General features: G+C 34.2%; 18 protein-coding genes. 6 read left to right on the top strand and 12 right to left on the bottom strand.

Annotation, left to right across the window (positions count from 1 at the left end; translation table 11 throughout):
- Positions 1-76: 76 nt before the first annotated feature.
- The 6 genes from sufD to GKZ86_RS12255 form a co-directional block, all read right to left on the bottom strand.
- Positions 77-1,393, bottom strand: a complete 1,317-nt coding sequence (sufD, locus tag GKZ86_RS12275; RefSeq protein ID WP_154783591.1) for a Fe-S cluster assembly protein SufD — start codon at positions 1,391-1,393, stop codon at positions 77-79.
- Between the two features lie 118 nt (positions 1,394-1,511).
- The gene (locus GKZ86_RS25240) at positions 1,512-1,880 is read right to left on the bottom strand and encodes a four helix bundle protein (RefSeq protein ID WP_194632431.1); all 369 of its coding nucleotides are present in this window, start codon (positions 1,878-1,880) and stop codon (positions 1,512-1,514) included.
- A 47-nt stretch (positions 1,881-1,927) separates the two neighbouring features.
- Entirely contained in the window at positions 1,928-2,674 is a 747-nt protein-coding gene (gene sufC, locus GKZ86_RS12270) for a Fe-S cluster assembly ATPase SufC (protein ID WP_017494567.1), read from the bottom strand.
- A 14-nt stretch (positions 2,675-2,688) separates the two neighbouring features.
- Positions 2,689-3,177, bottom strand: a complete 489-nt coding sequence (locus GKZ86_RS12265) for a flavodoxin family protein (protein WP_154783405.1) — start codon at positions 3,175-3,177, stop codon at positions 2,689-2,691.
- Positions 3,178-3,184: 7 nt separating this feature from the next.
- Positions 3,185-4,633: a Fe-S cluster assembly protein SufB gene (sufB, locus tag GKZ86_RS12260; RefSeq protein ID WP_154783404.1), complete on the bottom strand. Its 1,449-nt coding sequence runs from the start codon at positions 4,631-4,633 to the stop codon at positions 3,185-3,187.
- Between the two features lie 96 nt (positions 4,634-4,729).
- The gene (locus GKZ86_RS12255) at positions 4,730-5,059 is read right to left on the bottom strand and encodes an iron-sulfur cluster assembly accessory protein (protein WP_035686721.1); all 330 of its coding nucleotides are present in this window, start codon (positions 5,057-5,059) and stop codon (positions 4,730-4,732) included.
- A 373-nt stretch (positions 5,060-5,432) separates the two neighbouring features.
- On the opposite strand from GKZ86_RS12255, the gene GKZ86_RS12250 reads away from it, so the two are divergent.
- From GKZ86_RS12250 to GKZ86_RS12235, 4 genes are all read left to right on the top strand, one after another.
- The gene (locus GKZ86_RS12250; protein WP_154783403.1) at positions 5,433-6,290 is read left to right on the top strand and encodes an MBL fold metallo-hydrolase; all 858 of its coding nucleotides are present in this window, start codon (positions 5,433-5,435) and stop codon (positions 6,288-6,290) included.
- A gap of 190 nt (positions 6,291-6,480) precedes the next feature.
- On the top strand, positions 6,481-6,645 hold the full coding sequence (locus GKZ86_RS12245; RefSeq protein WP_154783402.1) for a hypothetical protein: 165 nt from the start codon (positions 6,481-6,483) through the stop codon (positions 6,643-6,645).
- 156 nt (positions 6,646-6,801) lie between these two features.
- A complete protein-coding gene (locus GKZ86_RS12240) occupies positions 6,802-8,436 on the top strand; it encodes a S8 family peptidase (protein ID WP_154783401.1) in 1,635 nt (544 codons plus the stop codon).
- Positions 8,437-8,497: 61 nt separating this feature from the next.
- Positions 8,498-10,378, top strand: a complete 1,881-nt coding sequence (locus tag GKZ86_RS12235; RefSeq protein ID WP_154783400.1) for a M1 family metallopeptidase — start codon at positions 8,498-8,500, stop codon at positions 10,376-10,378.
- Positions 10,379-10,446: 68 nt separating this feature from the next.
- Here the strand turns inward: GKZ86_RS12235 and GKZ86_RS12230 are convergent, their stop codons facing one another.
- The gene (locus GKZ86_RS12230) at positions 10,447-11,649 is read right to left on the bottom strand and encodes a DUF418 domain-containing protein (RefSeq protein ID WP_154783399.1); all 1,203 of its coding nucleotides are present in this window, start codon (positions 11,647-11,649) and stop codon (positions 10,447-10,449) included.
- Between the two features lie 185 nt (positions 11,650-11,834).
- Complete coding sequence (locus tag GKZ86_RS12225) at positions 11,835-12,773, bottom strand: L-threonine 3-dehydrogenase (RefSeq protein WP_154783398.1); 939 nt, start codon at positions 12,771-12,773, stop codon at positions 11,835-11,837.
- A 294-nt stretch (positions 12,774-13,067) separates the two neighbouring features.
- Between GKZ86_RS12225 and GKZ86_RS12220 the strand changes: the two genes are divergently transcribed.
- Positions 13,068-13,676 carry a hypothetical protein gene (locus GKZ86_RS12220; protein ID WP_154783397.1) on the top strand — a complete coding sequence of 203 codons (609 nt, stop codon included), beginning with the start codon at positions 13,068-13,070 and terminating at the stop codon, positions 13,674-13,676.
- A complete protein-coding gene (gene mfd, locus GKZ86_RS12215; RefSeq protein WP_154783396.1) occupies positions 13,669-17,034 on the top strand; it encodes a transcription-repair coupling factor in 3,366 nt (1,121 codons plus the stop codon). The genes GKZ86_RS12220 and mfd overlap by 8 nt, the downstream gene beginning before the upstream one ends.
- Before the next feature lie 161 nt (positions 17,035-17,195).
- On the opposite strand, the gene GKZ86_RS12210 is transcribed toward mfd, so the two are convergent.
- From GKZ86_RS12210 to GKZ86_RS12195, 4 genes are all read right to left on the bottom strand, one after another.
- Positions 17,196-20,561: an Ig-like domain-containing protein gene (locus GKZ86_RS12210; protein WP_194632430.1), complete on the bottom strand. Its 3,366-nt coding sequence runs from the start codon at positions 20,559-20,561 to the stop codon at positions 17,196-17,198.
- Positions 20,562-20,788: 227 nt separating this feature from the next.
- On the bottom strand, positions 20,789-22,969 hold the full coding sequence (locus GKZ86_RS12205; protein WP_228526522.1) for a glycoside hydrolase family 97 protein: 2,181 nt from the start codon (positions 22,967-22,969) through the stop codon (positions 20,789-20,791).
- Positions 22,970-23,015: 46 nt separating this feature from the next.
- Positions 23,016-24,395: an alpha-amylase family glycosyl hydrolase gene (locus GKZ86_RS12200; protein ID WP_154783394.1), complete on the bottom strand. Its 1,380-nt coding sequence runs from the start codon at positions 24,393-24,395 to the stop codon at positions 23,016-23,018.
- A 121-nt stretch (positions 24,396-24,516) separates the two neighbouring features.
- A complete protein-coding gene (locus tag GKZ86_RS12195; protein WP_154783393.1) occupies positions 24,517-25,611 on the bottom strand; it encodes a SusE domain-containing protein in 1,095 nt (364 codons plus the stop codon).
- Between the last annotated feature and the right edge of the window lie 9 nt (positions 25,612-25,620).

Here is a 25,620-nt window from a genome sequence, read left to right as displayed (position 1 = left end):
GGACAGGAGTAGCAAATAAAAAAACCGATAAACTTTTTAAAGCTTATCGGTTTTCATTTTTATTAAATAGAATTTTTTACAAATCAAATCCTAAATTCACGCCTAATTTCATGGCAATGATTTTAGTAATTCTTTGTTTTAATTCTGGTATTTTGATGCTTTCGATAACGGCATTTGAGAATGCGTACATCAATAAAGCTTTTGCTTCTTTTTTCGGGATTCCACGAGATTGCATGTAGAACATTGCAGTTTCATCTAGTTGCCCAACAGTACAACCGTGAGAACATTTTACGTCGTCAGCAAAAATCTCTAATTGTGGTTTTGCATTGATAGTTGCTTTGTCACTCAATAAAATGTTGTTGCTTTTTTGGAAAGCATTTGTTTTTTGAGCTTCTTTGTTTACTAGAATTTTTCCGTTGAAAACTCCTGTTGAGCGATCAGAAAAAATTCCTTTATAATCCTGGAAACTCTCACAGTTTGGCTGCGCATGGTTTACCAAAGTATAATGATCAACGTGTTGTTTGTCGTTTAGAATTGAGATTCCGTTAAGCGTACTTGTTAATCTTTCACCAAAGTGATAAAAGTTTAAGTTGTTACGCGTTAGATTTCCTCCAAACGAGAATGTATGAACATAAGCGTGACTTTCCTGTTGTTGAGAAACATAAGTATTGTCAACTAAATTCGCTTCGCTATTATCGTTTTGAATTTTATAATAATCAACAATAGCACGTTTTTGAGCAAAAATTTCCGTAACGGAATTGGTTAAAACCGGATTTTCGTTCAAACTTTGGTGACGCTCGATAATTTGAACATGTGAATTTTCACCCACAATAACCAAATTTCTTGGCTGAACCATTAATGCAGTTTCATTTCCAGTTGAGAAATACATAATCTCAATTGGTTTATCAGCTACTTTTTTCTTCGGAATATTAATGAAAGCGCCTTCACTTGCAAATGCAGTATTTAATGAAGTCAAACTATCATCTTTACTTGCGATTTGATTGAAATACGTATCAATAATCATTTTATATTTTGGTTTGGTCAATGCCGATGACATTAAGCAAACATCAATTCCGTCATGTGTTGTAGAAGACAAATGCGAACTAAAAACGCCATCGATAAACACTAATTTATAAGTGTCGATTTCGTGTAAAAAGTATTTTTTTACCTGATTAAATTCAATTGCATTTTCCTGCTTTGGAAAAACCGTAAAGTCATTTTTTAAGATGGCGTTTAACGATGTATATTTCCAAGCTTCTTCTTTTTTGGTTGGGAAACCTTTATTTTCGAAGTTCTTTAAGGCGTTTGTACGTATGTCGTGTAAATCTGAATGTACATCAACACGCTCTTCAAAAGCCATAAAAGACGATACTAATTTTTCTTTTAAATCCATTTTTTTGTTTAGTCTTAAAGTCGAAAGTCGAAAGTCGAAAGACTTAGGATTGCCGACTGTTTTTGCCAAAAGGTTAAAAATTTAAAGCATAAAGGTTGAGACTTTATGACTTTCGACTTTATGACTTTGGGCTCAAATATTTAATGAAACCGCTTAATAATTTCGATATTTCTGTTATCGATTCTAAAAGCATTTCAAATTCTTCTTTTATAATGTATTCTAAATCAAAAGCTAAATATAATTGAGATCTAACTTCTCCTGCGGATGCTTTGGCAACATATAAAAAGTAAACAAACTCTTTATCAGTATTTCTTTCAAAGCCTTCGGCTATATTTGACGATATAGAAAGTGATGCACGTCTTATTTGTCTAACAAAATCAAAGTCTTTTTTAAAATTAGAATTTTCAGTAATCAAATATATTTTTTTATTGAAGATTCGAGATTTTTGCCAAGAATTTATTTCCTCAAAAGATTTGAATTTACTCATATTGTATTTTCGACTTTATGACTTTTGACTTTCGACTTTATGACTGACTAATTCTCCGCTTTAATCCAGTCGTATCCTTTTTCTTCTAACTCGTAAGCTAATTCTTTTCCGCCAGATTTTACGATTCTTCCGTTGTAAAGAACGTGAACGAAATCCGGAACGATATAATCTAACAAACGTTGGTAGTGCGTGATTACTATAATTGCGTTTTTCTCGCTTTTTAATTTGTTTACACCATTAGCAACGATTCTTAAAGCATCGATATCAAGACCAGAATCCGTTTCATCAAGGATTGCTAATTTTGGCTCTAACATTGCCATTTGAAAAATTTCATTTCTTTTTTTCTCTCCTCCGGAAAAACCTTCGTTTAAAGAACGAGATAAAAATTTACGATCGATTTCTAACAATTCAGATTTCTCACGAATTACTTTTAGCATTTCGTTTGCAGGCATTTCTTCCTGACCATTTGCTTTACGAGTTTCGTTGATCGCTGTTTTCATGAAGTTTGTTACACTTACTCCAGGAATTTCTACAGGATATTGAAAAGAAAGAAAAACACCTTTATGCGCTCTTTCTTCAGGAGCTAAATCAGCAAGATCTTCTCCGTCAAGAAAAACTTCTCCATCAGTAACTTCATAATTTTCGTTTCCAGCGATTACAGCCGAAAGTGTACTTTTTCCAGAACCGTTTGGTCCCATGATAGCGTGTACTTCGCCAGCTTTAACTTCTATATTAATTCCTTTCAGGATTTCTTTATCACCAATTGAGGCGTGAAGGTTTTTTATTGATAACATTGTTTTTTTTTATTTTATATAAATGTCAATTCTATTTTTGTTGTTTGGTTTAAGATGTTGGCATTAAAATGCGCGTGTCCTAAATATTCCATGCCTAAATAATCGGCTGTTTTTTTGAACGGAATGTAAAAACTTTCTTCGATCTCATTATCGTGTGAATTTGATATCACGCCAATTTTCTTTCCTCTAAGTTTTCGTCCGGTTTCTTTTTCAATTCGGATTAAATCCGAAAAACGATCAAAGAAAACCTTCAGGATTCCACTCATATTATACCAATATACAGGCGTTGCAAAAATTAAAGTGTCGTAATTTTCGATGATTCCTTTTATTAAAGGGAAAAAATCGTCTTCTCTGTTTTTGCTTTCGTAATCATAATAAGAAATATTAAAATCACTTAAATTAATCACCTCTATTCCGTGTTCTTTAGAAATTTCGTCCACAATTTTTGTTGTGTTTCCGTTTTTTCTTGATGAACCTAAAATGATTACTTTTTTTCCTTCCATCTTGTAATTATCCTACAGAACCTTCTAAAGAAATCTCTAATAATTTTTGCGCTTCAACCGCAAATTCCATTGGTAGTTTGTTCAATACATCTTTACTGAAACCGTTCACAATTAAGGCAATCGCTTTTTCAGTCGGAATACCTCTTTGGTTGCAATAAAATACCTGATCTTCTCCAATTTTACTTGTAGTTGCTTCGTGTTCTATTTTAGCCGATGGATTTTTACTTTCGATATAAGGAAAAGTATGTGCACCACAATTATTCCCCATTAAAAGAGAATCACATTGAGAAAAGTTCCTTGCATTTTCAGCTCTTGGGCTAATTTGCACTAATCCACGGTAACTATTTTGTGATTTTCCAGCAGATATACCTTTAGAAATAATAGTCGATTTAGTGTTTTTACCTAAATGGATCATTTTAGTTCCGGTATCAGCTTGTTGATGATTATTAGTAACAGCAATTGAATAAAATTCTCCTACTGAATTATCTCCTTTAAGTACGCAAGAAGGATATTTCCAGGTCACAGCTGAACCAGTTTCAACTTGTGTCCAAGAAATTTTAGCGTTTGTTTCGCATAAACCTCTTTTAGTTACGAAGTTATAAACTCCACCTTTTCCTTCTTTGTTTCCAGGGAACCAGTTTTGAACGGTAGAATATTTAATTTCTGCATCATCCAAAGCGATTAATTCAACAACAGCAGCGTGTAATTGATTTTCGTCACGACTTGGAGCAGTACATCCTTCAAGATAAGAAACATAACTTCCTTCATCTGCAATAACAAGAGTTCTTTCGAATTGACCTGTTCCTGCCTGATTGATTCTAAAGTAAGTTGAAAGTTCCATTGGGCAACGAACGCCTTTTGGAATATAACAGAAACTTCCGTCAGAGAAAACTGCTGAGTTTAATGCTGCGTAGAAGTTGTCTTTTTGAGGTACAACAGTTCCTAAATATTTACGAACTAATTCCGGGTGTTCTTTTATAGCTTCAGAAATCGGGCAGAAAATAATTCCTTTTTCTCCCAATGTTTTTTTGAAAGTAGTAGCCACAGAAACAGAATCGACAACAATATCCATAGCGACATTGTTCATCATTTTTTGTTCATCAACAGAGATACCTAACTTTTTGTACATCTCTAAAAGTTCAGGATCTACATCATCTAAAGTTTTGTTAGGATCTACTTGTTTAGGAGCAGAATAATAAGAAATAGCCTGAAAATCCGGTTTTTGATAATGAACATTTGCCCATTCCGGTTCAATCATTTCTTTCCATGCACGAAAAGCTTCTATACGCCAATCGGTCATCCATTCCGGCTCTCCCTTTTTAAGAGAAATAGCTCTAACGATATCTTCGTTTAAACCAATAGGAAACGTCTCAGATTCAATATCAGTATAGAATCCGTATTCATATTCTTTAGTTTCGAGTTCGATTTTTAAATCGTCTTCTGTATATTTTGACATTTTTTTTATGTTGAAAGATTTAAAAAATTCAAAGATTTAAATTTTAAGAATGTTTCTGTAATTTTTAAATCTTTAAATTTTGCAATCATTTATTATTTATAGAGAGAATGATTCTCCGCAACCACAAGTTCTGCTTGCATTTGGATTATTAAAAACAAAACCTTTTCCGTTTAATCCGCCAGAGAATTCTAAAATTGTTCCGGCTAGGTATAGAAATGATTTTTTTTCAACTGCAATTGTTATGTCGTTGTCTACAAATATTTTATCGTCGTCGCCTTTCGTTTTGTCAAATTTTAAATCATATGACAAACCAGAGCATCCGCCACTTTTCACGCCCACACGTACGTAGTCATGTGCTGCATCAAAACCATCATCACTCATCAAATCGATGATTTTCTTTTTGGCTGTATCAGAAACTTTTATCATTGTTTATGGTATTTAGTTTTTCTTCCATTTCATTCACATTAAAAAAATAGTAATGAAATTATTACATTTTAAAACGCTGTATTTCAATGTTGAAATTAAATTATCTGCAAAGATACGACTTAAAAACCTTTTTCCATAACGGTTCACATTATTATAACAAATGTTAAAATAGATAATATTTATTTTAAGAAATAAACCTTTAATCTCTCAGAAGATAGCGAGCCAAAAATGAAACTTTAAAACCAACTTTGACGTTGCGTAAAACGAGGCTTTTTAGTTTAATAATAAAGAGTTGAAAGTTTTTTAAATGGAAAATTTTAGTATAAGGAAATCCAATTTCCTAGCTTTGTTTCAACATTAGAAATTTATACAAATGAAACTTTATCCAATAGAATCAGGAAATTTTAAATTAGATGGAGGCGCTATGTTTGGCGTTGTGCCAAAAACAATTTGGAACAAAACCAATCCGGCAGATGCCAATAATTTAATTGATATTGCAGCACGTTGCTTGCTTATTGAAGATCAAAACCGATTAATTCTGATTGATACCGGAATGGGAGATAAACAATCAGAAAAGTTTTTTGGATATTATTCACTTTGGGGATCACATTCTATAGATAAATCATTGGCAAAGTATGGTTTTCACCGAGATGATATTACCGATGTTTTTATGACACATTTGCATTTTGATCATTGTGGAGGAAGTGTACAATGGAATTCTGATAAAACAGGATACGAACCAGCGTTTAAAAATGCCAAATATTGGAGTAACGAAAATCATTGGGAATGGGCAACAAAACCCAACCCTCGTGAAAAAGCTTCTTTTCTCTCAGAGAATATTTTGCCAATGCAGGAAAGCGGGCAATTGAATTTTATTGATAGACCGGAGGGAGATTTTGGAGCATCAAAAGAATTAGGATTTGATATTTTTTACGTTGACGGCCATACCGAAAAACAAATGATTCCACATATTCAATATAAAGACAAAACCATAATTTTTTGTGCCGATTTATTGGCAACTGCCGGACATATTCCGTTGCCATATGTTATGGGTTATGACACAAGACCTTTATTAACAATGCCGGAGAAAGCAAAATTCTTAAATGCCGCAGCAGATCATAATTATTATTTGTTTTTAGAGCACGATGCACACAACCAAATTATAACGGTTGAACATACTGAAAAAGGTGTGAGATTGAAAGAGGTTTTTACTTGTGAAGATATTTTGTAAAGAATTTTAAAACGAAAATCCCATTTTCGTTTTAAAATTTAGTTTGGTTATATAAGTAATATTTAACAAAATAATAATTTGTAAGAAATAATATACTATTTACAATAGTAATATAGGTATTGTTTTATATATTAGCAAAATAGCGGAAGCCGAAAAGCTAATGAGTAGGTGAAAATAAAAATTAATTATTATGAATTTAGAAGATTTTATTGAAAATGCAAATGGATTAGATGTAGTAGCACTTGAGTCTAAACAATTGAAAGAAATTAATGGTGGAATTGGCCGACCAGTTCCAAGAATTGTTTATCAGGAAACTGCGGAAGATGCATATCTCATAAGATATTATCCAAATTAGATGATGAATTTAATTATTAAACCGAGTTTTTAACTCGGTTTTTTTAATAAGAACTTTATGTGGATAATCATAATTGACTGTTAATGGTTGGTATATTATAACAAAAAAGTATAATTTAGACCCATCTTTTAACTTTTACATTTATAATATAGATACATGAGTCATATAAAACCTCTCAAATTATCTGCTTTTGCATTACTTGTTTTAGCAGGTTGCAGTGCTACTATGCAAGCACAAGTTTCAACTTCAAAAGAATTAATTATAGCTCCTTTGGCTGTTGTCAAAAAAGCCCCACTTTCTGAGAATGATCTAAAAAGATGGAGTCATCTTGATTTAATTAAAGATTCTATTCCGGGAATGAGCGTTGATAAGGCTTACGCTGAATTGCTACAAGGAAAAACAGGTCAAAAAGTAATTGTTGGAATTGTAGATTCTGGTGTTGATATCGAGCATGAAGATTTGAAAGGAATGATCTGGACAAATCCTAAAGAAATTGCTGGTAATGGAATTGATGACGATAAAAACGGTTTTATTGATGATGTTCACGGATGGAATTTCCTTGGAAATGCTGTAGCAGAAAATCTTGAAATGACCCGAATCATTAAGAAAAAAGATGACGGTTCTGCAGAATATAAAAATGCTTTAGCGCAATATAATGAGAAATACGAGAAAGCATTAAAAGACAAAGAACAAGTTGATTTTTTATTGAATGTTCACAATACAATCAAAAAAGAGCTAAATAAAACAACTTATAAAATTGAAGATTTAAGCACCATTACCTCTACAGATCCAAAAGTGACAAGAGATAAAATGATCATGACTCAGATTTTTACCAATGCAGGTTCAAAATTTGATCCAGAAGCAGAATTAGAAGATTACAGAGAGCAAGTTTACGATCAGTTAAATTACAATTTAAACAAAGAATTTGACGGAAGAAAAGTAGTTGGAGATAATCCTGATGATATAAAAAACAATTATTACGGAAACAATATTGTTTTTGGTCCTGATAAAGAAAAAGCATTGCACGGAACTCACGTTGCCGGAATTATTGCACAAGTTCGTGGAAATAATTTAGGTGGAGACGGAATTACAAATAATGTTGAAATATTAACCGTAAGAGCTGTTCCTGATGGAGATGAATATGATAAAGATATTGCATTAGCAATTCGTTATGCAGTTGATAATGGAGCAAAAGTAATCAACGGAAGTTTCGGAAAAAGCTTTTCTCCGCACAAACAATGGGTTTATGATGCCATAAAATATGCAGCGAAAAAAGATGTTTTAATTGTTCACGCGGCTGGTAACGACGGTTATAATATCGACGAAACAAAAAACATCAATTATCCAAACGATTCTCAGGATAACATCAAAGAATTTGCTGATAACGTGATTACAATTGGTGCAATAAATAAACAATACGGAGAAACAGTTGTAGCAGGATTTTCAAACTTCGGTAAAATAAATGTAGACGTTTTTGCTCCGGGTGAAGAAATTTACGCAACAGTTCCAAACAATAAATACAAATATTTGCAGGGAACTTCAATGGCGTCTCCAAATGCGGCAGGTGTTGCAGCATTAATTCGTTCATACTATCCAAAATTGAAAGCATCTCAGGTAAAACAAATTTTAATGGATTCTGGAGTTGCGCTTCCTGCAAAGGTAGTTTTAGGAGAAAGTGAAGATCCTAATAAAGAGCCTGTAGCAGTTTCTTCTGCAGAATCATCAAAAACAGCAAAAATAGTAAACGCTTATAATGCTTTATTAATGGCTGAAAAAATGTCTAAGAAATAAAAAACATAAAGTACTAATCCAATGGAAGAGTGGAAACTCTTCCATTTTTATTTATACCAACATGCGTAAAATTATTCTACTTTCTTTTTTGAGTTTTGGTTTAAACTCAGCTTTTGCACAAAGTGCTCCGTATTGGCAACAACATGCCGATTATAAAATGGAGGTTTCGATGGATGTGAAAAACTATCAATACAAAGGGAAACAAGAATTGGTTTATACCAATAATTCTCCTGATACTTTAAGAAAAGTGTTTTATCACTTATTTCCAAATGCTTTTCAGCCGGGAAGTGAAATGGATGCTCGTTTGCATTTCATCAAAGATCCTGACGGAAGAATGGTAAATAAAATAAAAGGAGCTGATGGGAAAGAAGTAAAACAAAGCCGAATTGAAACTTTGAAACCAAATGAAATTGGATTTTTGAAAATTTCTGATTTTAAGCAAGACGGCGTAACGGCTCAAACCAGAACTTCAGGAACAATTTTAGAAATTACTTTGGTTAAACCAATTTTACCAAATTCTAAATCGACTTTTACATTAGATTTTGACGGACAAGTTCCGGTTCAGGTACGTCGTTCAGGAAGAAATAATTCTGAAGGAGTTGAATTATCAATGTCACAATGGTACCCAAAATTAGCCGAATTTGATTTCGAAGGATGGCACGCAGATCCGTACATCGCGAGAGAATTTCACGGTGTTTGGGGTAATTTTGATGTAAAAATTACGATTGATAAAGAATACACTCTTGGAGGTTCAGGATATTTACAAGACAAAAATACAATTGGTCACGGTTACGAAGATGCCGGTACAACAGTAGTTTATCCAAAAAAAGCAAAAACATTAACCTGGCATTTTATTGCGCCAAACGTGCACGATTTTACTTGGGCAGCAGATAAAGAATATACACACGATATTGTAAAAGGACCAAATGATGTTGATTTGCATTTCTTCTACAAAAACAATGAAAAAACAACTGCAAACTGGAAACAGTTAGAGCCATTAATGGTAAAAGTGATGGATTATTACAACCATAGAGTTGGAGCATATCCGTATAAACAATATTCATTTATTCAGGGTGGAGATGGCGGAATGGAATACGCAATGTGTACTTTGATGTTAGGAAACGGAACTCTTGAAGGAATTCTAGGAACTGCAACTCACGAATTAGGACACTCTTGGTTTCAGCATATTTTAGCTTCAAACGAATCAAAACATCCTTGGATGGACGAAGGTTTTACAACTTACATCGAAGACAGTGCTTTGAATGAATTAAAAGGAGATAAAAAAGAAGCAAATCCGTTTAAAGGAACTTACGCAGCATATTACAGTTTAGTTAATTCTGGAAAAGAACAGCCTCAAACAACACACGGAGATCGTTATGATGAAAATCGTCCTTATAGTATTTCATCTTATGTAAAAGGATGCATTTTCTTAGCACAATTAGAATATGTAATTGGAAAAGAAAATCTGGATGCCACTTTAAAAAGATATTTCAACGATTTTAAATTCAAACATCCAACTCCAAACGACATCAAAAGAACTGCAGAAAGAGTTTCCGGAGCAGAGCTAGATTGGTATTTAATTGACTGGGCACAAACTGCTAATACAATTGATTACGGAATTAAAGATGTCGCTGACAATGCAGGAAAAACAACAATTTCTTTAGAAAGAATTGGAAGAATGCCAATGCCAATCGATTTAAAAGTGGATTATACAGACGGAACTTCTGAAAACTTCTACATTCCGTTAAGAATGATGAATTTCATTAAACCGAATCCAAATTCAAACGAAAAAAGAACAGTTGTAGAAGATTGGGCTTGGGCAATGTCAAACTACAGTTTTACAATTGACAAGAACAAAACAGCAATCAAAAAAATCACAATTGATCCAAGCGGATTAATGGCTGATGTAAAACCAGCAAATAATGTTTTTGAAGTGAAATAATTTACCTTATAAAATAAAAAAAGCCCTTAAAATTAATTTTTTAAGGGCTTTTCTATTTAGTAATAAATCTATAAAACAGGTTTTATATCAGTTACAATATTGTTTTGTATCGTCTTTTTTAAAGGAAACATCTTTCTGTAACTTAAAACTCTCCATAACCATTCAACAGGGCCATAATTGTATTTTGAAAGCCACCATTTACTTATAAATAATTGAACAATAAAGATAAAAACCGCTAACGAAAAGTAAAACCAATACGGCATAGTATCCGCAATTCCTAAACCAATTCCGGAGAAGATAAATGCACCTAAAATATTTTGAATCATATAATTGGTTAGTGTCATTTTTCCTCCGGCACTAAAATAGTTGAATATCGTTTTAAGCTTGCCGTTGTTATATAATAAACAAATGCCGGTTGCAACAAAAATCATTGTGCTTAAAATAAACCAGAAATAAGGATGAAAGAATTTAAGAAAGCCAGCTTTATTTTCAATGGCAAAATAAAAACCAATACCCATCATAACAGAAATAAAAAAGCTGCTTATAAGTACATAGATTAAAAGTTTTTTCATTTCGTTTAAACGATTGAAAAAATTTATTTTTTGCAGCAAAACCCCAAAAAGCATACAAGCAAGCATTACAATATGTGCCGTAATGGCGTAACCGGGAACAATAATTTGCTGATAAAAAGAAGCTACGAGATTAAATTTAAAGAAGTCCAGCCAGTTTCCCGAATGATATAATTTTAAATATTCAGGATCTGTGGTAATCGCTATTCTTTCTATATTCAGGCCTTTGATATAAGCCATTATAAAAGGAGTGGCAAGAATAAGAATAGCACAAGTAATAGCTAAGGTTCTTGCTGAACTTTTATAAAATAACAACAATATAAGTCCTAAAAACGCATAATCTTTTAAGATGTCGCCAAACCAAAAAGACGAATCAATAAAAGCCAAACCAAAAAGCAATAGCATTCGCCAGCTAAAAAAAGTAACAGGGTTTTTGCCTTTTGCAGCGACATTGTTAATTAAAATGGCAAAGCCATAGCCAAATAAAATGGTTAATAAAGTCCAGGATTTTCCAGCTAAAAAATACTGATCAAAATTAGATAGTATGTCTGATAAAATACTATTCTTGATTTCGTGTGGTATACCGATGAGTTGAAAGCCGGAATAATTGCCAATGGCAACGCCTAATATAGCCCAACCACGAAGAATATCGACAATAGCAGTTCTTTTGCTTTGTTCGAGAGGATGATAAGAATTTGTCATTTGATTAACGTTTTTGTTGTGATTTGATTGATGATTTTAGATAAATTTAAAATTATTCTGATTGCTCAAAAGTAAGAAAATTATGTAACCGTCAAAACGGTATCTAAAATATTTTCATAAAAAAAACGTGCTATTCTAAAAGTATTTCTTTTAAAATAGCACGTTTAATATTACGTATATTCAGATTAGCTCAAATGCTCCAGCATATCTTTTGTCATCGATTCTAAATCGAATTTATGATTCCATCCCCAGTCTTTTCTGGCAGATGCATCATCGATACTTGCCGGCCAGCTATCCGCAATTTTCTGGCGGAAATCAGGATTATAAGTAATCGTAAATTCAGGAATATGTTTTTTAATTTCAGCAGCAATTTCAGTAGGAGTAAAACTCATAGCCGCTAAATTATAAGAAGAATGAATTTTAATATCTTCAGCAGGAGCCTGCATAATGTTTATAGTTGCTTCAATTGCATCATCCATATACATCATTGGCATTTTAGTTTCTGAAGATAAAAAGCATTCGTATTTTTTATCGGCAATAGCCTTATAGAAAATATCAACAGCATAATCTGTAGTTCCGCCGCCCGGAGGAGTTGACCAACTGATTAAACCAGGATAACGAATACTGCGAATATCAACACCATAAATATTATGATAGTATTCGCACCATCTTTCACCGGCTTGTTTACTGATTCCGTAAACCGTAGAAGGTTCCATAATGGTGTATTGAGGCGTATTTTCTTTTGGAGTTGTTGGTCCAAAAACGGCAATACTTGAAGGCCAGAAAATCTTTTTAATTTTTTTTGCTTTCGCTAAATTCAAAACATGAAAAAGAGAATTCATATTTAAATCCCATGCAAAAGCCGGATTTTTTTCAGCTGTAGCTGATAAAAGAGCCGCCATCAGATAAATATCCGTGATTTGATGTACTTCAACAAGATGTTCAATTTGATTAAAATCTAAAGCATTGACCACTTCAAAAGGTCCTGAATTAACAACATCAGTATTTAATTTTCGAATATCAGAAGCAATTACATTTTCTGTTCCGTATAACTTACGCAGTTTTTGAGTCAACTCTGTCCCAATCTGACCGCAAGCGCCAATGATCAATATTTTTGGATTCATTTATGTAGATTTTAGTATTGCAAATATAACGTTTTCGCAAATAATTTTATTTTTTGCAGCACTAAATTATAAAATTAATAACAATGAAGTTTGTTTTTTGGATTATTCGCTGAACCTGCTGAGGTACATTAGCCACGAATTCACGAATTTTCTTTTTCCTGATTGATTAATAAATCAATAAAATTCGTGAATTCGTGGCTATTAAATAGTCGTTAAATTTTACGTTTTGTAATGAAAATCAGAATTCGGAATTGTAAATTTACTTTGTAACTTTGTAGCTTAATGTTTTACCAAATGAAATATAAAATATCTCTTTTTCTGCTTTTGATTTTTGTGCTGAATTCATGTCAAAATGAAAATGAAAAACGTCTTGCTGAAAACAAAAAAGAAGCGAAAAAGAAAGAGAAAATCTTCGATAATATTAATAAAGCATGGATTTTTATTGATGAGCCAATCAATGAAGTTTCAGAGCAAAATGTAAGAGCCTGGACAGAATGGCGTGATTTTCTAAAAGAAATTGGAGAAAAACCGAGAAAAACAATTGGTGCATTTCAAAAAAAATCAGCAGCAATTTCAAAAAAAGCAATGGCGTTAAATAGTAATATTCCAACGCAATTCAATCAGCCACAAATAAAAGCCCGAATTTCAATTTTGATAACCAAAGTCAAAATGATGGATTTGTATATTCATTTGAATCAAATTCCGGATGAAAAAGTTACTTTTTTAATTGGGGACATTAATAAGGAACTCGTGTCTTTACAAAGACAAATGGACAAAATTGTCGAAAAAGCCAAGATTCCGAAAGAAGAAGGAGAAGCTGATTTCCTAAAAATGTTAGATACAACAAGAGCGATCCCGAATTCGGCACCGCCAATCGATCAAAATAAACCTAGAATTGAGTAAAAACGCCTTATATACAATCTACGACAATCTGCCAAAAACGCAGCAGATTGCAACAAATTTGCTGGAAGGAAATCAAATAAAAATGCATCTTAACGGATTGTTAGGATCAGCAGTTTCATTTGTAATTCGATCTGTTTTTAAGAAAACCGAACTCCCTTTTTTAGTTGTTTTAGACAATAAAGAAGAGGCTGCGTATTACCTGAACGATCTCGAACAAATGATTGGCGAACAGGATGTTTTGTTTTATCCCGCTTCATTTCGTCGTCCGTATCAGGTTGATGAAACAGATAATGCCAATGTTTTACTTCGTGCTGAGGTTTTAAACAGAATTAATTCCCGAAAAAAACCAGCCATAATTGTTACGTATCCTGAAGCTCTTTTTGAGAAGGTTGTGACACGCCAACAATTAGACAAAAACACTTTAAAAGTAGCTTTAAACGATAAAATTTCGATTGATTTTATCAACGAAGTTTTGTTTGAATACGAATTTAAAAGAGTTGATTTTATTACAGAGCCCGGTGAATTTTCGGTTCGTGGAGGAATCGTCGATGTATTCTCTTTTTCAAACGATCATCCGTATAGAATTGAATTTTTTGGAAATGAAGTAGACAGCATCAGAAGCTTTGATGTAGAAACGCAATTATCTGTAGAAACGCATAAAAAAATCACGATTATCCCGAATGTCGAAAACAAGATATTTCAGGAAAACCGCGAAAGTTTCTTAGATTATATTGCCGAAAAAACAGTACTATTTATTCAAAATACTGATGGACTTTTTAGTCAATTAGACAAACAATTTGCAAGAGCTGAAGAAGCTTTCCAAAAACTTTCAGGAGAAATAAAACACGCCGAACCAGAGCAGTTATTTTTAAACCAGAGATCCTTTATAAAACGCGCTTTAGATTTTTCGATTGTCGAATTGACTTCAAAACCAATTTTCAAAACGACTAAAAAATTCGAATTTCATATTCAGCCTCAACCCTCTTTCAATAAACAATTTGATTTATTGCTGAATAATCTGAGTGACAATCATTTTAACGGATACAAGAATTATTTGTTCTGTTCGAATGAAACGCAGGCGAAACGTTTTCATGATATTTTTGAATCTTTAGATGAAGCCAATTCTGAAAATATCAGAAAGCAATATAATACCATTGTATTGCCTTTATACCAGGGTTTTATTGACGAAGAAAATCAAATAACAGCTTATACAGATCACCAGATTTTTGAGCGTTATCATAAATTCAATATCAAAAATGGATATTCGAAAAAACAGAATATTACGCTTAAAGAATTAACGGCACTTTCTGTTGGCGATTATGTAACGCATATCGATCACGGAATTGGAAAGTTTGGCGGTTTACAGAAAATTCAGGTGGAAGGAAAAACGCAGGAAGCCATAAAACTGGTTTATGCTGATAATGATATTGTGTATGTAAGCATTCACTCGCTTCATAAAATTTCCAAATACAACGGAAAAGACGGAACTCCGCCGAAAATCTATAAATTAGGATCGAACGCCTGGAAAATTTTAAAACAAAAAACCAAAGCGCGTGTCAAACATATTGCATTCAATTTGATTCAATTGTATGCAAAACGCCGTTTAGAAAAAGGTTTTCAATTTGCGCCAGATAGTTATTTGCAAAACGAATTAGAAAGTTCGTTTATTTATGAAGATACGCCTGATCAAACCAAATCGACGGCAGAAGTAAAAGCCGATATGGAAAGCGATCGCCCAATGGATCGTTTGGTTTGTGGTGACGTTGGTTTTGGAAAAACAGAAGTTGCGATTCGTGCCGCTTTCAAAGCCGTAGACAATAGCAAACAAGTTGCTGTTTTGGTTCCGACTACGATTTTGGCGTACCAACATTACAGAACTTTTACTGAAAGACTAAAAGATATGCCTGTTTCTGTTGGTTATTTAAACCGATTTAGAACTGCAAAACAAAAAGCACAAACTTTAAAAGATTTAGCAGAAGGAAAACTTGATATCGTAATTGGAACGCATCAATTGGTAAACAAAAATGTAGTTTTTAAAGACTTAGGTTTATTGATTGTTGATGAGGAACAAAAATTTGGAGTTAACGTAAAAGATAAATTAAAAACCATTGCTGCAAATGTTGATACGCTGACATTAACAGCAACACCAATTCCGAGAACGCTTCAGTTTTCGTTAATGGCAGCGCGTGATTTATCCGTAATTACAACGCCTCCGCCAAACCGTTATCCAATAGAAACAAATGTTGTTGGGTTTAATGAAGAAATTATTCGTGATGCCATTTCGTATGAAATTCAGCGAAACGGACAGGTTTTCTTCATCAATAACCGAATCGAAAATATAAAAGAAGTTGCAGGAATGATTCAGCGTTTGGTTCCAAATGCAAGAGTCGGAATTGGTCACGGACAAATGGACGGCGCCAAACTCGAGGATTTGATGTTAGGTTTTATGAACGGAGATTTTGATGTTTTGGTAGCGACAACAATTATCGAAAGTGGGTTGGACGTTCCAAATGCCAACACGATTTTCATCAATAATGCGAATAATTTTGGATTATCAGATTTGCACCAAATGCGCGGGCGTGTAGGGCGAAGCAATAAGAAAGCATTTTGTTATTTCATCTGTCCGCCGTATTCGTCAATGACCGAAGATGCGAGAAAGCGTATTCAGGCTTTGGAACAATTCAGTGAACTGGGAAGCGGTTTTAATATCGCCATGAAAGATCTTGAAATTCGTGGTGCAGGAGATTTATTAGGTGGTGAACAAAGCGGTTTCATTAATGAAATTGGTTTTGATACGTACCAAAAAATCATGAACGAAGCCATCGAAGAATTAAAAGAAAATGAATTCAAAGATTTATATCCGGAAGAAAACGATATTGAAACCAAAGAATACGTAAAAGATTTACAAATCGATACTGATTTTGAATTGTTATTTTCTGATGAATATATCAACAATGTTACTGAGCGTTTGAGTTTGTACAACGAGTTAGGTTCTGTAAAGAATGAAGCAGAATTAGTTATCTTCCAAAACAAATTAATTGACCGTTTTGGTCCAATGCCTCCGCGTGCCAATGCATTGATGAATAGTATTCGCATCAAATGGATTGCTACAAATATAGGAATTGAAAAACTGGTGATGAAAAAAGGCAAAATGATTGGCTATTTCGTTTCAGATCAACAATCTGATTATTATCAATCTTCAAAATTTAGAAAGGTTTTACAGTTTGTACAAAAATATAGTTCACTTTGTCAAATGAAAGAAAAACAAACGCCAAACGGTTTACGACTTTTATTGACTTTTGAGAATGTAAAATCGACCAAAAGAGCTTTGGAATTGATGGAATTATTGGGGGAATAATTTAAAAAAAGTTGCCACGAATTACACCAATTTCCAAAAATTAAAGTTAGTTATGAAAAATAAAAATTCGTGCTAATTAGTGCAATTCGTGGCAAAATAAAAAATAAAAAATGCCGTATGAAAATCTCATACGGCATTTACTTTTTTCTAAAGAAATAGAATTATTTAACGATCAGTTTTTTAGTAACATTTAAAGCTGCAGAATTAATAGTTACAATATAAATTCCAGAAGACAAATGATGATTAATTTGTCCTGAAGTTGAAAGTTTTTCAGTTAAAACCGTTCTTCCATTCATATTTGAAACTGTAATCGATGCGATATCTCCAGTTTCTAATTCAGGTAATAAAACATTAAAATTATCTGTTGAAGGATTAGGATAAATTCCGATTACTTTTTCAGTTTCTGAAACTTCTTCAATTTTTATAGCCGATTTACCTGTTCCAACCGTAGTAGTTTCCAATTGCCATTGTGCGCTAAACCAGCCATCTTGAGAATTTCCATATTGTGCAGAACCCGTTTGGTTTTCAACATGAATAATGTTTCCAGATTGCCATCTGTTTCTTAAGCGAACCCAAGTTCCGTCAATATAATCGCTAGACCATTGTGCGCTCCAGAAAGTCGTATCTGTAATATTACACTGAACATTTCCGGTTTGACTTTCGATATTTATAAGTTCGCCGGTTGCTACATTTTTTAGCACAAAATAAGTGGCATCAATAGCGATTTTTTGCCATTTATAATTGTTGTTTGCAACCGTTGTTCCATAACCAACATTGGCTCCGGCATCAGATAAATAAGCGCCAGTCCATCTGTTTTTAATTGTATAATAAGTTCCCGTTGCAGTTGAAACGGTTACAGAAGCTGTACTTGTTTTACTTCCATCAACAGTTGTAACCGTAATAGTTGCAATTCCGTTTGCAACAGCAGTTACCAAACCTGAACTATTTACAGTTGCAACAGCTGTATTGCTCGAACTATAATTTACAGATTTGTTAGTAGCATTTGAAGGTAAAATAGTTGGTGTTAATTGTTGTGTTCCACCAACAGCTAATGATGTTGAATTTGGACTCAAACTCACACTTGTAACGGCAACATTTGATGCATTTACCGTAACGGCACAAGTTGCCGTTTTTGCTCCGTCTTGGGTTGTAACGGTTATTGTTGAAGAACCCGCAGCGACAGCAGTTATTAAACCAGACGTATTTACAGTTGCAACAGCAGTATTACTTGAACTATAAGTAACCGCTTTATTTGTTGCGTTTGAAGGATTAACCGTTGGTATTAATTGCAGTGTTGCTCCAACTAATAACGTTGAAGTTGTTGGTGATAAAGTTACGCTTGTAACAGCAACAACAGTTCCCGGATTCGAATCATACCAAGTTGTATTCATATACCAACCTGTTTTGTTTCTGCTTAAATCGGCCGTTTGACTTGTTCCATCATTAAAAATTAAATTAGTTGAGGTTACATTTGTAAACGTATAACTGTACCAGCCATTTCCGGCATCGGTCATGTTTACGCCCGGCCATGTAGCATTTGCCAAAACTCCTGCTGGTAAAGCACTCCAGTAATAAATTTTAATTCCGGTTCCCCAATTTGATGGTTTATAGAAATAAACGGTGAAATTAGTATTTGGATTTACTGTAATTGTTGCAATTGCAGTTTTACTTCCGTCTTGTGTTGTTACAGTAATATTTGCCGTTCCTGCTGAAATTGCACTAACAAGTCCGCTTGAATTTACGGTTGCAATTGCAGTATTACTTGAAGACCAGGTAACGGTTTTATTAGTTGCATTTGCTGGCGAAATTGTCGCTGAAAGTTGTTGTGTATTTCCTGCATACAAACTTGCTGTTGTTGGTGAAACCGCTACAGAAGAAACAGGAATAGCCGCTACAGTTACAGCCGAAGTTGCTGTTTTGTTTCCGTCAACTGTTTTAACCGTAATAGTTGTTGTTCCTGCCGCAACAGCTGTAACTAATCCTGAAGCATTTACTGTTGCAACCGCTGTATTACTTGATGTCCATGTTACGTTTTGGTTTGTTGCATTTGCCGGTGCAATTGTTGGATTTAATTGTTGTGTAGATCCTAAACCTACGGTTACTGTTGTTGGACTTACAGAAACTCCTGTAACGGCTACAACCGGTGCATTTGTATTGGTTAAAACCAAATATTCATAAGCCGCAAATGTTCTTGTAGCACCTGTCGTTAAAGTTACTGAAGCATTGTTATTATACGGATTTACATAAGTTCCTGCTAAAGCAGCCGGAATTATATACGATTTTGAAGCATTTCTTAAATTCGACATTACGATTACTTTTTCAGTACCCAATGTTTTGGTAAAAATGCTAATATCATCATTTGCATACGTGGTTAAATCTCCACGTCTAATGGCTGCACTTGTGGTTCTGAAGTTTAAGATTTTGGCGAAATCTGCTGCCGCAGTTGGATTTTGAGACCAGTTGAATTTAAAGTTCGTCCAAGGCCAGTCTGTTTTTGGTTCGTAGTCGATTTCCTGTCCGCTCATTAAAAAAGGAACACCTTTCATATAAGCCGAAACTAAGAAATTAGCAACAACTCCATTGTGGCTTTTGAATACGATAATTGGTCTTCTTACGCCATCATCATTTGTATAAGTATCATGGTTACCAGTGTATCTAACTATTTGCTGATTCCCAGTTGCTTTAGCATATTCATAAGTAGATTGATCCTGAAGCCTTTGAGAAACAGGTCCTCCACCAGCAATATCATATAAACCGTTGTGAAACCATCTGTCACCATAATTCATGTCGAAACCAACCTGAAAGTTTTCTTGTCTGTCTCCTTCGGCCAACATTAATAAATTATGAGAAGAAATACCTCTAAGGTTTGAATTCACTTCTGACCAAAAATCTAAAGGTGGATTATTCGCATAATCGCAACGGTATCCGTCAATGTTGGCAGCGAAAATCCAGTAACGCATTGCATCTTTTATAGCTGCTCGTGTGGCTGAACTATTAAGATCAAGCGCTGCAATATCAGAGAAGTTTCCTAATTGCTGAATTGTTGTTCCGGTTCGCTTATAATATTCCGGATGCGAAACTGTCCAGACATTATCCCATGAAGTTCCGTTAATGGCAATATCTAAAATAACCGCCATTCCACGGCTATGCGCTCCATCAACTAAAGTTCTTAAATCTGAAAGCGAACCATATTCTGATCCTACCGCTTTAAAATCTTTAATGCAATAAGGCGAAGCCGAACTTCTGGAATCGGTACCATGCGGGTAAATAGGCATTAAATAAATAACGTTAGTGCCGAGTGCTTTTATATTGTCTAATCGGGCGGTTACTCCGGCTAAATCTCCGTTAGCACTAAACGGGCGAATATGAACCTGATACATGTTTACATCTCGTGTATCTGGTACGCCTGCAAATGGAGTTCCGTATTGAGGCGGATCTTGTGCATAAACGGAACTTGCAAATAATATCAGAAAACAAATTAATGTTTTTGTGATATGAAAAAATCTAGTGGTAATGTTGATTTTCATAATTTTTGTTTTTTGCATGCTTGTCAGCATCTCTAACTAAAATTCATTCTCACTCGCATTGTTTTAAATTTGACAAACATTTTGTGGTTAATAGTTTTCAAGTAGTAAAATTTTATTTTTCGCTCAGAAATGAGCGTAAGTTTCTGCCACGAATTCACGAATTAAGTATTTATTTTAAAATCTTAATTTGAAAAATTCGTGAATTCGTGGCAAAAAAACTTAGTAATCTATAACTTTTTCAATCCCTTTAATTCTGATGGATTTGCTTCTTTGATGCTAATGGCAACGCCACCGCCCGGAGCTAGATATTGCTTCAATTTGCTTTTTGAGTTTACAACAACTTTGGTAACGGTATATTTTTGCGGATTTTTGTTCCAGTTGGCTTCTTTTGCGTCAGCATAAATTGTGGCGATGAAATTTTTTCCGGCAGGTAAATAGTCAAAAATAATGTTGGCTGTTCTTGAGTTCTCGTCTGTAACTCCTCCAATAAACCATTCGTTTTTACCTTTTGCTTTACGTGCAATTGTGATATAATCTCCAGGTTCAGCTTCAAGAATATAACTGTTGTCCCAATCTACAGCAACATCTTTGATGAACTGAAACGCATCTGGAAAACGCTCATAATTCCCCGGAATATCTGCCGCCATTTGCAACGGACTGTACATCGTAACATAATACGCCAATTGTTTTACCAAAGTGGTGTTGACACGTTGTGAACTTCCGGTTCCGTAATACGAAAGATCAGTTTGAAAAATTCCAGGCGTGTAATCCATTGGACCTCCCATTAAACGGGTAAAAGGCAAAATCGTGGTGTGATCCGGTGCTAATCCTCCCATAGATTCAAACTCAGTTCCACGAGCAGATTCCTGAGCAATCCAGTTTGGGAAAGTTCTGTTTAAACCTGTTGGTCGAACAGCTTCGTGACTATCAATCATGATTTTATAATCGGCGGCACGTTTTGCTACGTTAATGTAATGATTCACCATCCATTGTCCGTCATGATGTTCACCACGTGGAATAATCTGACCTACATAACCTGTTTTTACAGCATCATAACCGTTGTCATTCATAAACTGAAAAGCACGATCTAAACGACGTTCGTAATTCGTAGCAGATCCTGAAGTTTCGTGGTGCATGATAATTTTTACACCTTTTGAGGCGGCATATTCATGAACTGCTTTTACATCAAAATCAGGATAAGCAGTTACGTAATCAAAAACTTCTTCTTTCCAGTTGCCAATCCAGTCTTCCCAACCAATGTTCCATCCTTCGATAAGGATTGCATCAAAACCATTTTTAGAAGCAAAATCAATATATTCTTTGGCGCGTTCTGTTGTGGCTCCGTGCTTTCCGTTTGGTGTTAATTTTGTAAAATCATCCGTTAGTTTTACGTTGTTTTCTTTTCCGAAAGCCCACGTACTTTTTCCGGCAACAAAATATTCCCACCAAATTCCGATGTATTTTACCGGTTTTATCCATGAAACATCTTTATAACTTGTTGGCTCGTTGAGGTTCAGAATTAGTTTTGAAGCCAAAATATCTGTTGCTTTATCGCTTACTACAATAGTTCTCCAAGGCGATTGTGCATCGGTTTGCATATATCCTTTTGCGCCAACAGCGTCTGGTGCTAAATGACTGCGCATTTTATAATTTACAGCATCCAACTCAAGATACATTGCAGGATAATTTATTAAACCTGCTTCGTGAATATTGATGTATAAACCGTCATCAGATTTCATCATCGATGGCGTTTGAACAGATAATTCTTTGATTGGCCATTGCGCATTAATTTCGATAGTCGCTTTTTTCATCAACGAGGGAACTTCAGAAATTTTCGAAGTCGTGTAAGCATATTCGTTGGTATCATAATCTCCCGGAATCCAGAAGATTTTATGATTTCCTGCCAAATTAAATTCAGAACGCTCTTCTTTAATTACAAAATAATTCAAATCATTTTGCTTTGGAAATTCATATCTAAAACCTAATCCGTCGTTGAATAAACGGAAACGAATGCGAATATATCTGTTGTTGTTTTTTGCTTGCGCTAAAGTGACAACTAATTCATTGTAATTATTGCGTATTGTTTTTTCTTCACCTAAAACCGGATTCCAATTTTCATCAACAGAAGATTGTGCTGTATTTGTAACGGTAAAACCATCCAAAAACGAAGGCAAATTTTGAAGCTCTAAACCCAAAGAACTTGGTTTTATAACTGCTTTTTGTTTATATGATAATTGGTAAGACGGGATTCCGCCTTCCTTTAATTCAAATTTTAAAGAAAGATTTTTATTAGGCGAAGTTATTTCCTGCGCCTGAATCCATGCAAAATTGACACAGATAATAAGACACAACGCGATTTTTTTGCCTAAACGAATTTGAAGCAATGATTTGTGGGATTGAAAATTCATGTTTATTTAGTTTTTTGCAAATCTAATTTTTTAAAGTGCTTTTATATTAGTTTTTCAATACTAAATATTGAAAAGGTTCTAATGTTATTTCTGCACCAACCGTTACAGCTGTTCCTGTAAAAGCATCTTTCCAAGTTCCTTTTAAGGCGGGAGAAACAAGATATTTTGCAGCATTATTAGTTAAATTAGAAAGTACAAGAACTTTTTCAGCATCTTTTACCATTGTAAAAGCACTTACTACATTATTGCTATATCCTGTATAAGTTCCTCTTTTGATGGCATTGCTGGTGTTTCTAAAAGCAATTATTTTTTTGTATTCTGCTAATACAGAGGCATCAGCAGTAGACCAGTCGATTGGAGTTTTGGCAAAATAATTTAGTCTTTTGTTATATCCAATTTCTTGTCCGTTGTAAATCATCGGAACAGATTTCATGTAAGCTGCTACTACAAAAGTTGCGACAGATCCTTGTTTACCTCCAAAAAGTTCCAATGGAGTTCCATCTGTAAAGTTTACATCATGATTGCTGGTGTATCTTACAATTCTGTTTTCCTGATTATAATTGTTTGCATATTCCGTCGTGTTCGAATCCTGAATTGTAGTTGCAGGTTTACTTTCTTTAAATACTTTCTCTAAAGTACTGAAGAAATTGAAACCAAAAGTATAATCAAAACCTGAAGCAAAATGGTCTGTTTTAGATCCTTCGGCTAACATTAATATGGTTTGATTTTTTTTGATGCTTCTTAGTTTTGTGATTGCTTCTGACCAAAAGGTTTGCGGAACAAAATCAGCATAATCGCATCTAAAACCATCTACGTTTGCTGTGTAAATCCAGTATGACATGGCATCGATCATGGCTGCTTTCATCTCAGCATTATTGAAATTTAATTGCGCTACATCAGTATAATTGGTCCCTGGCGGAATAATAATGTTTCCTTTGTCGTCTTGTTGGTACCAATTTTTATGATCGGTAATCCATGCATTATCCCAAGAAGTATGATTGGCAACCCAGTCTAAAACTACAGCCATATTTTTTTTATGTGCTTCATCGACCAAAGTGCGAAGATCTTCTAAAGTACCGAAATCTGGATTTACGGCTTTATAATCTTGTACGGCGTAAGGTGAACCTAATTCTCCCGAAGCTTTTATTTTTCCGACAGGATAAATTGGCATTAAATAAATAACATTTGCGCCTAATTCCTGAATTTGGGTAAGTCTGTCCTGAACACCTTTTAAGGTTCCGGCTTGACTAAAAGCACGAATATTTACCTGATATATTATGGCATCGGCTTTATTTGGCATTTTTTCAAATGAAGTACCGTATTGCGGATATGCAGGATTTGTATTTGAATCGTCATCTGAAGAACTGCACGAAACAAACGCAAGCGTAAGGAGTAATGAATAGACGATGTTTATATTGAATTTCATATTTTTTGAATTTTAGTTTTTAATAAACCCGGTTTTCATTTGTTAGAGTAACCTGCCTTTCACGTATGAAATGAAAGACAGAAATTACTCAAACCAAACTAATTTTCAGATTTTAATTTTATTAGGGTTGTACTACTTTTTTAACAATAGTATAATTTGCAGTTGCAGGATATCCAAGACCAGAAGGATCAACATCGTTTATTTGAAATGTGATTTCATAAGTACCGGCTTCACCAACATAATGTGCACCCTGATCATCAAGATATGCAATTCCGTCTGTTGTGTTTTTAGAACCGTAGTTAATTGTCCATTCATTATTTAGTCTGAATTTTACATTTCCGGGTACTAAATCTGCTGTTATTTTCCAGGTTTTTGTTTGATAATCATAGTTCATTGGTGTGCTGGTGTTCCAGCTTCCGGCAGTTCCGTCACCAACAATTCCCCACGAATAGGCAACAGAACTCCATTTTAAAGTATTTAAATTTACTTTTACCTGATATGAGCCTTCTCCCGGAAGTGCAAAATCTGTAGTGCTCATGTTTTTCATGTCATTGTTTGTAGCTCCCGCACCATAGAATTGATCCCAGCCTCTGGCAGTATTTAATTTAAATACAGGACCATACCCAGGAAGAACGGTTACATAACCTTGGTAAACACCTTTTGAAATTGCAGTTAAAGCTAAAGCAGTATCTATATTCCAGGCTCCCTGATATGCTCCAGGCATATAAATTTCGCCAAAAACAACGCTTCTTTCATACGGTGTAACAGTTAATGTAACAACATTTGAATAGGTTCTATGATCCATTGTCGCTTCTACACGAACGGCTAATTTTCCCGCAACCTCAATTGGAAGACCTAAATCTGCTGCTATTTTGTTTAATTCCTGATCTGAAAATGCTTTACTTAAAACATCAGCACCAACTTCAATTCGTTTGGCTTTTTGCCATGCCTGACTTCCGCTGATATCGGGAACTAAATCAAATTGCAGGGCGTAAGTAACGGGTGCGGCAATTGGATACGTAACTGCCGGCCACGAAATAAGCAAAGCCTGATCATCTGCAGTATCTTCTGTAAGTACTATTGTACTTGTTGACACTTCGATTGCAGATGTAAAACTTACTTCTTTTAAAGATGTTAATTGACCGTCACTTTCGCAGGATGAACCTAAAAAAAGTAAGCCGCTTAGCAAGAGTAATTTATTTATATATTTTTTCATGATAGTTTT

It is taken from the genome of Flavobacterium sp. LC2016-13 (assembly GCF_009707955.1).
GTDB lineage: Bacteria > Bacteroidota > Bacteroidia > Flavobacteriales > Flavobacteriaceae > Flavobacterium.
This window is presented reverse-complemented; position numbering and strand designations above follow the sequence as displayed.

Excerpts from the sequence above, each read along its gene's own strand:
- sufD (WP_154783591.1), bottom strand. The coding sequence starts at position 1,393 with ATGGATTTAAAAGAAAAATTAGTATCGTCTTTTATGGCTTTTGAAGAG.
- GKZ86_RS25240 (WP_194632431.1), bottom strand. The coding sequence starts at position 1,880 with ATGAGTAAATTCAAATCTTTTGAGGAAATAAATTCTTGGCAAAAATCT.
- sufC (WP_017494567.1), bottom strand. The coding sequence starts at position 2,674 with ATGTTATCAATAAAAAACCTTCACGCCTCAATTGGTGATAAAGAAATC.
- GKZ86_RS12265 (WP_154783405.1), bottom strand. The coding sequence starts at position 3,177 with ATGGAAGGAAAAAAAGTAATCATTTTAGGTTCATCAAGAAAAAACGGA.
- sufB (WP_154783404.1), bottom strand. The coding sequence starts at position 4,633 with ATGTCAAAATATACAGAAGACGATTTAAAAATCGAACTCGAAACTAAA.
- GKZ86_RS12255 (WP_035686721.1), bottom strand. The coding sequence starts at position 5,059 with ATGATAAAAGTTTCTGATACAGCCAAAAAGAAAATCATCGATTTGATG.
- GKZ86_RS12250 (WP_154783403.1), top strand. The coding sequence starts at position 5,433 with ATGAAACTTTATCCAATAGAATCAGGAAATTTTAAATTAGATGGAGGC.
- GKZ86_RS12245 (WP_154783402.1), top strand. The coding sequence starts at position 6,481 with ATGAATTTAGAAGATTTTATTGAAAATGCAAATGGATTAGATGTAGTA.
- GKZ86_RS12240 (WP_154783401.1), top strand. The coding sequence starts at position 6,802 with ATGAGTCATATAAAACCTCTCAAATTATCTGCTTTTGCATTACTTGTT.
- GKZ86_RS12235 (WP_154783400.1), top strand. The coding sequence starts at position 8,498 with ATGCGTAAAATTATTCTACTTTCTTTTTTGAGTTTTGGTTTAAACTCA.
- GKZ86_RS12230 (WP_154783399.1), bottom strand. The coding sequence starts at position 11,649 with ATGACAAATTCTTATCATCCTCTCGAACAAAGCAAAAGAACTGCTATT.
- GKZ86_RS12225 (WP_154783398.1), bottom strand. The coding sequence starts at position 12,773 with ATGAATCCAAAAATATTGATCATTGGCGCTTGCGGTCAGATTGGGACA.
- GKZ86_RS12220 (WP_154783397.1), top strand. The coding sequence starts at position 13,068 with ATGAAATATAAAATATCTCTTTTTCTGCTTTTGATTTTTGTGCTGAAT.
- GKZ86_RS12210 (WP_194632430.1), bottom strand. The coding sequence starts at position 20,561 with ATGAAAATCAACATTACCACTAGATTTTTTCATATCACAAAAACATTA.
- GKZ86_RS12205 (WP_228526522.1), bottom strand. The coding sequence starts at position 22,969 with ATGAATTTTCAATCCCACAAATCATTGCTTCAAATTCGTTTAGGCAAA.
- GKZ86_RS12200 (WP_154783394.1), bottom strand. The coding sequence starts at position 24,395 with ATGAAATTCAATATAAACATCGTCTATTCATTACTCCTTACGCTTGCG.
- GKZ86_RS12195 (WP_154783393.1), bottom strand. The coding sequence starts at position 25,611 with ATGAAAAAATATATAAATAAATTACTCTTGCTAAGCGGCTTACTTTTT.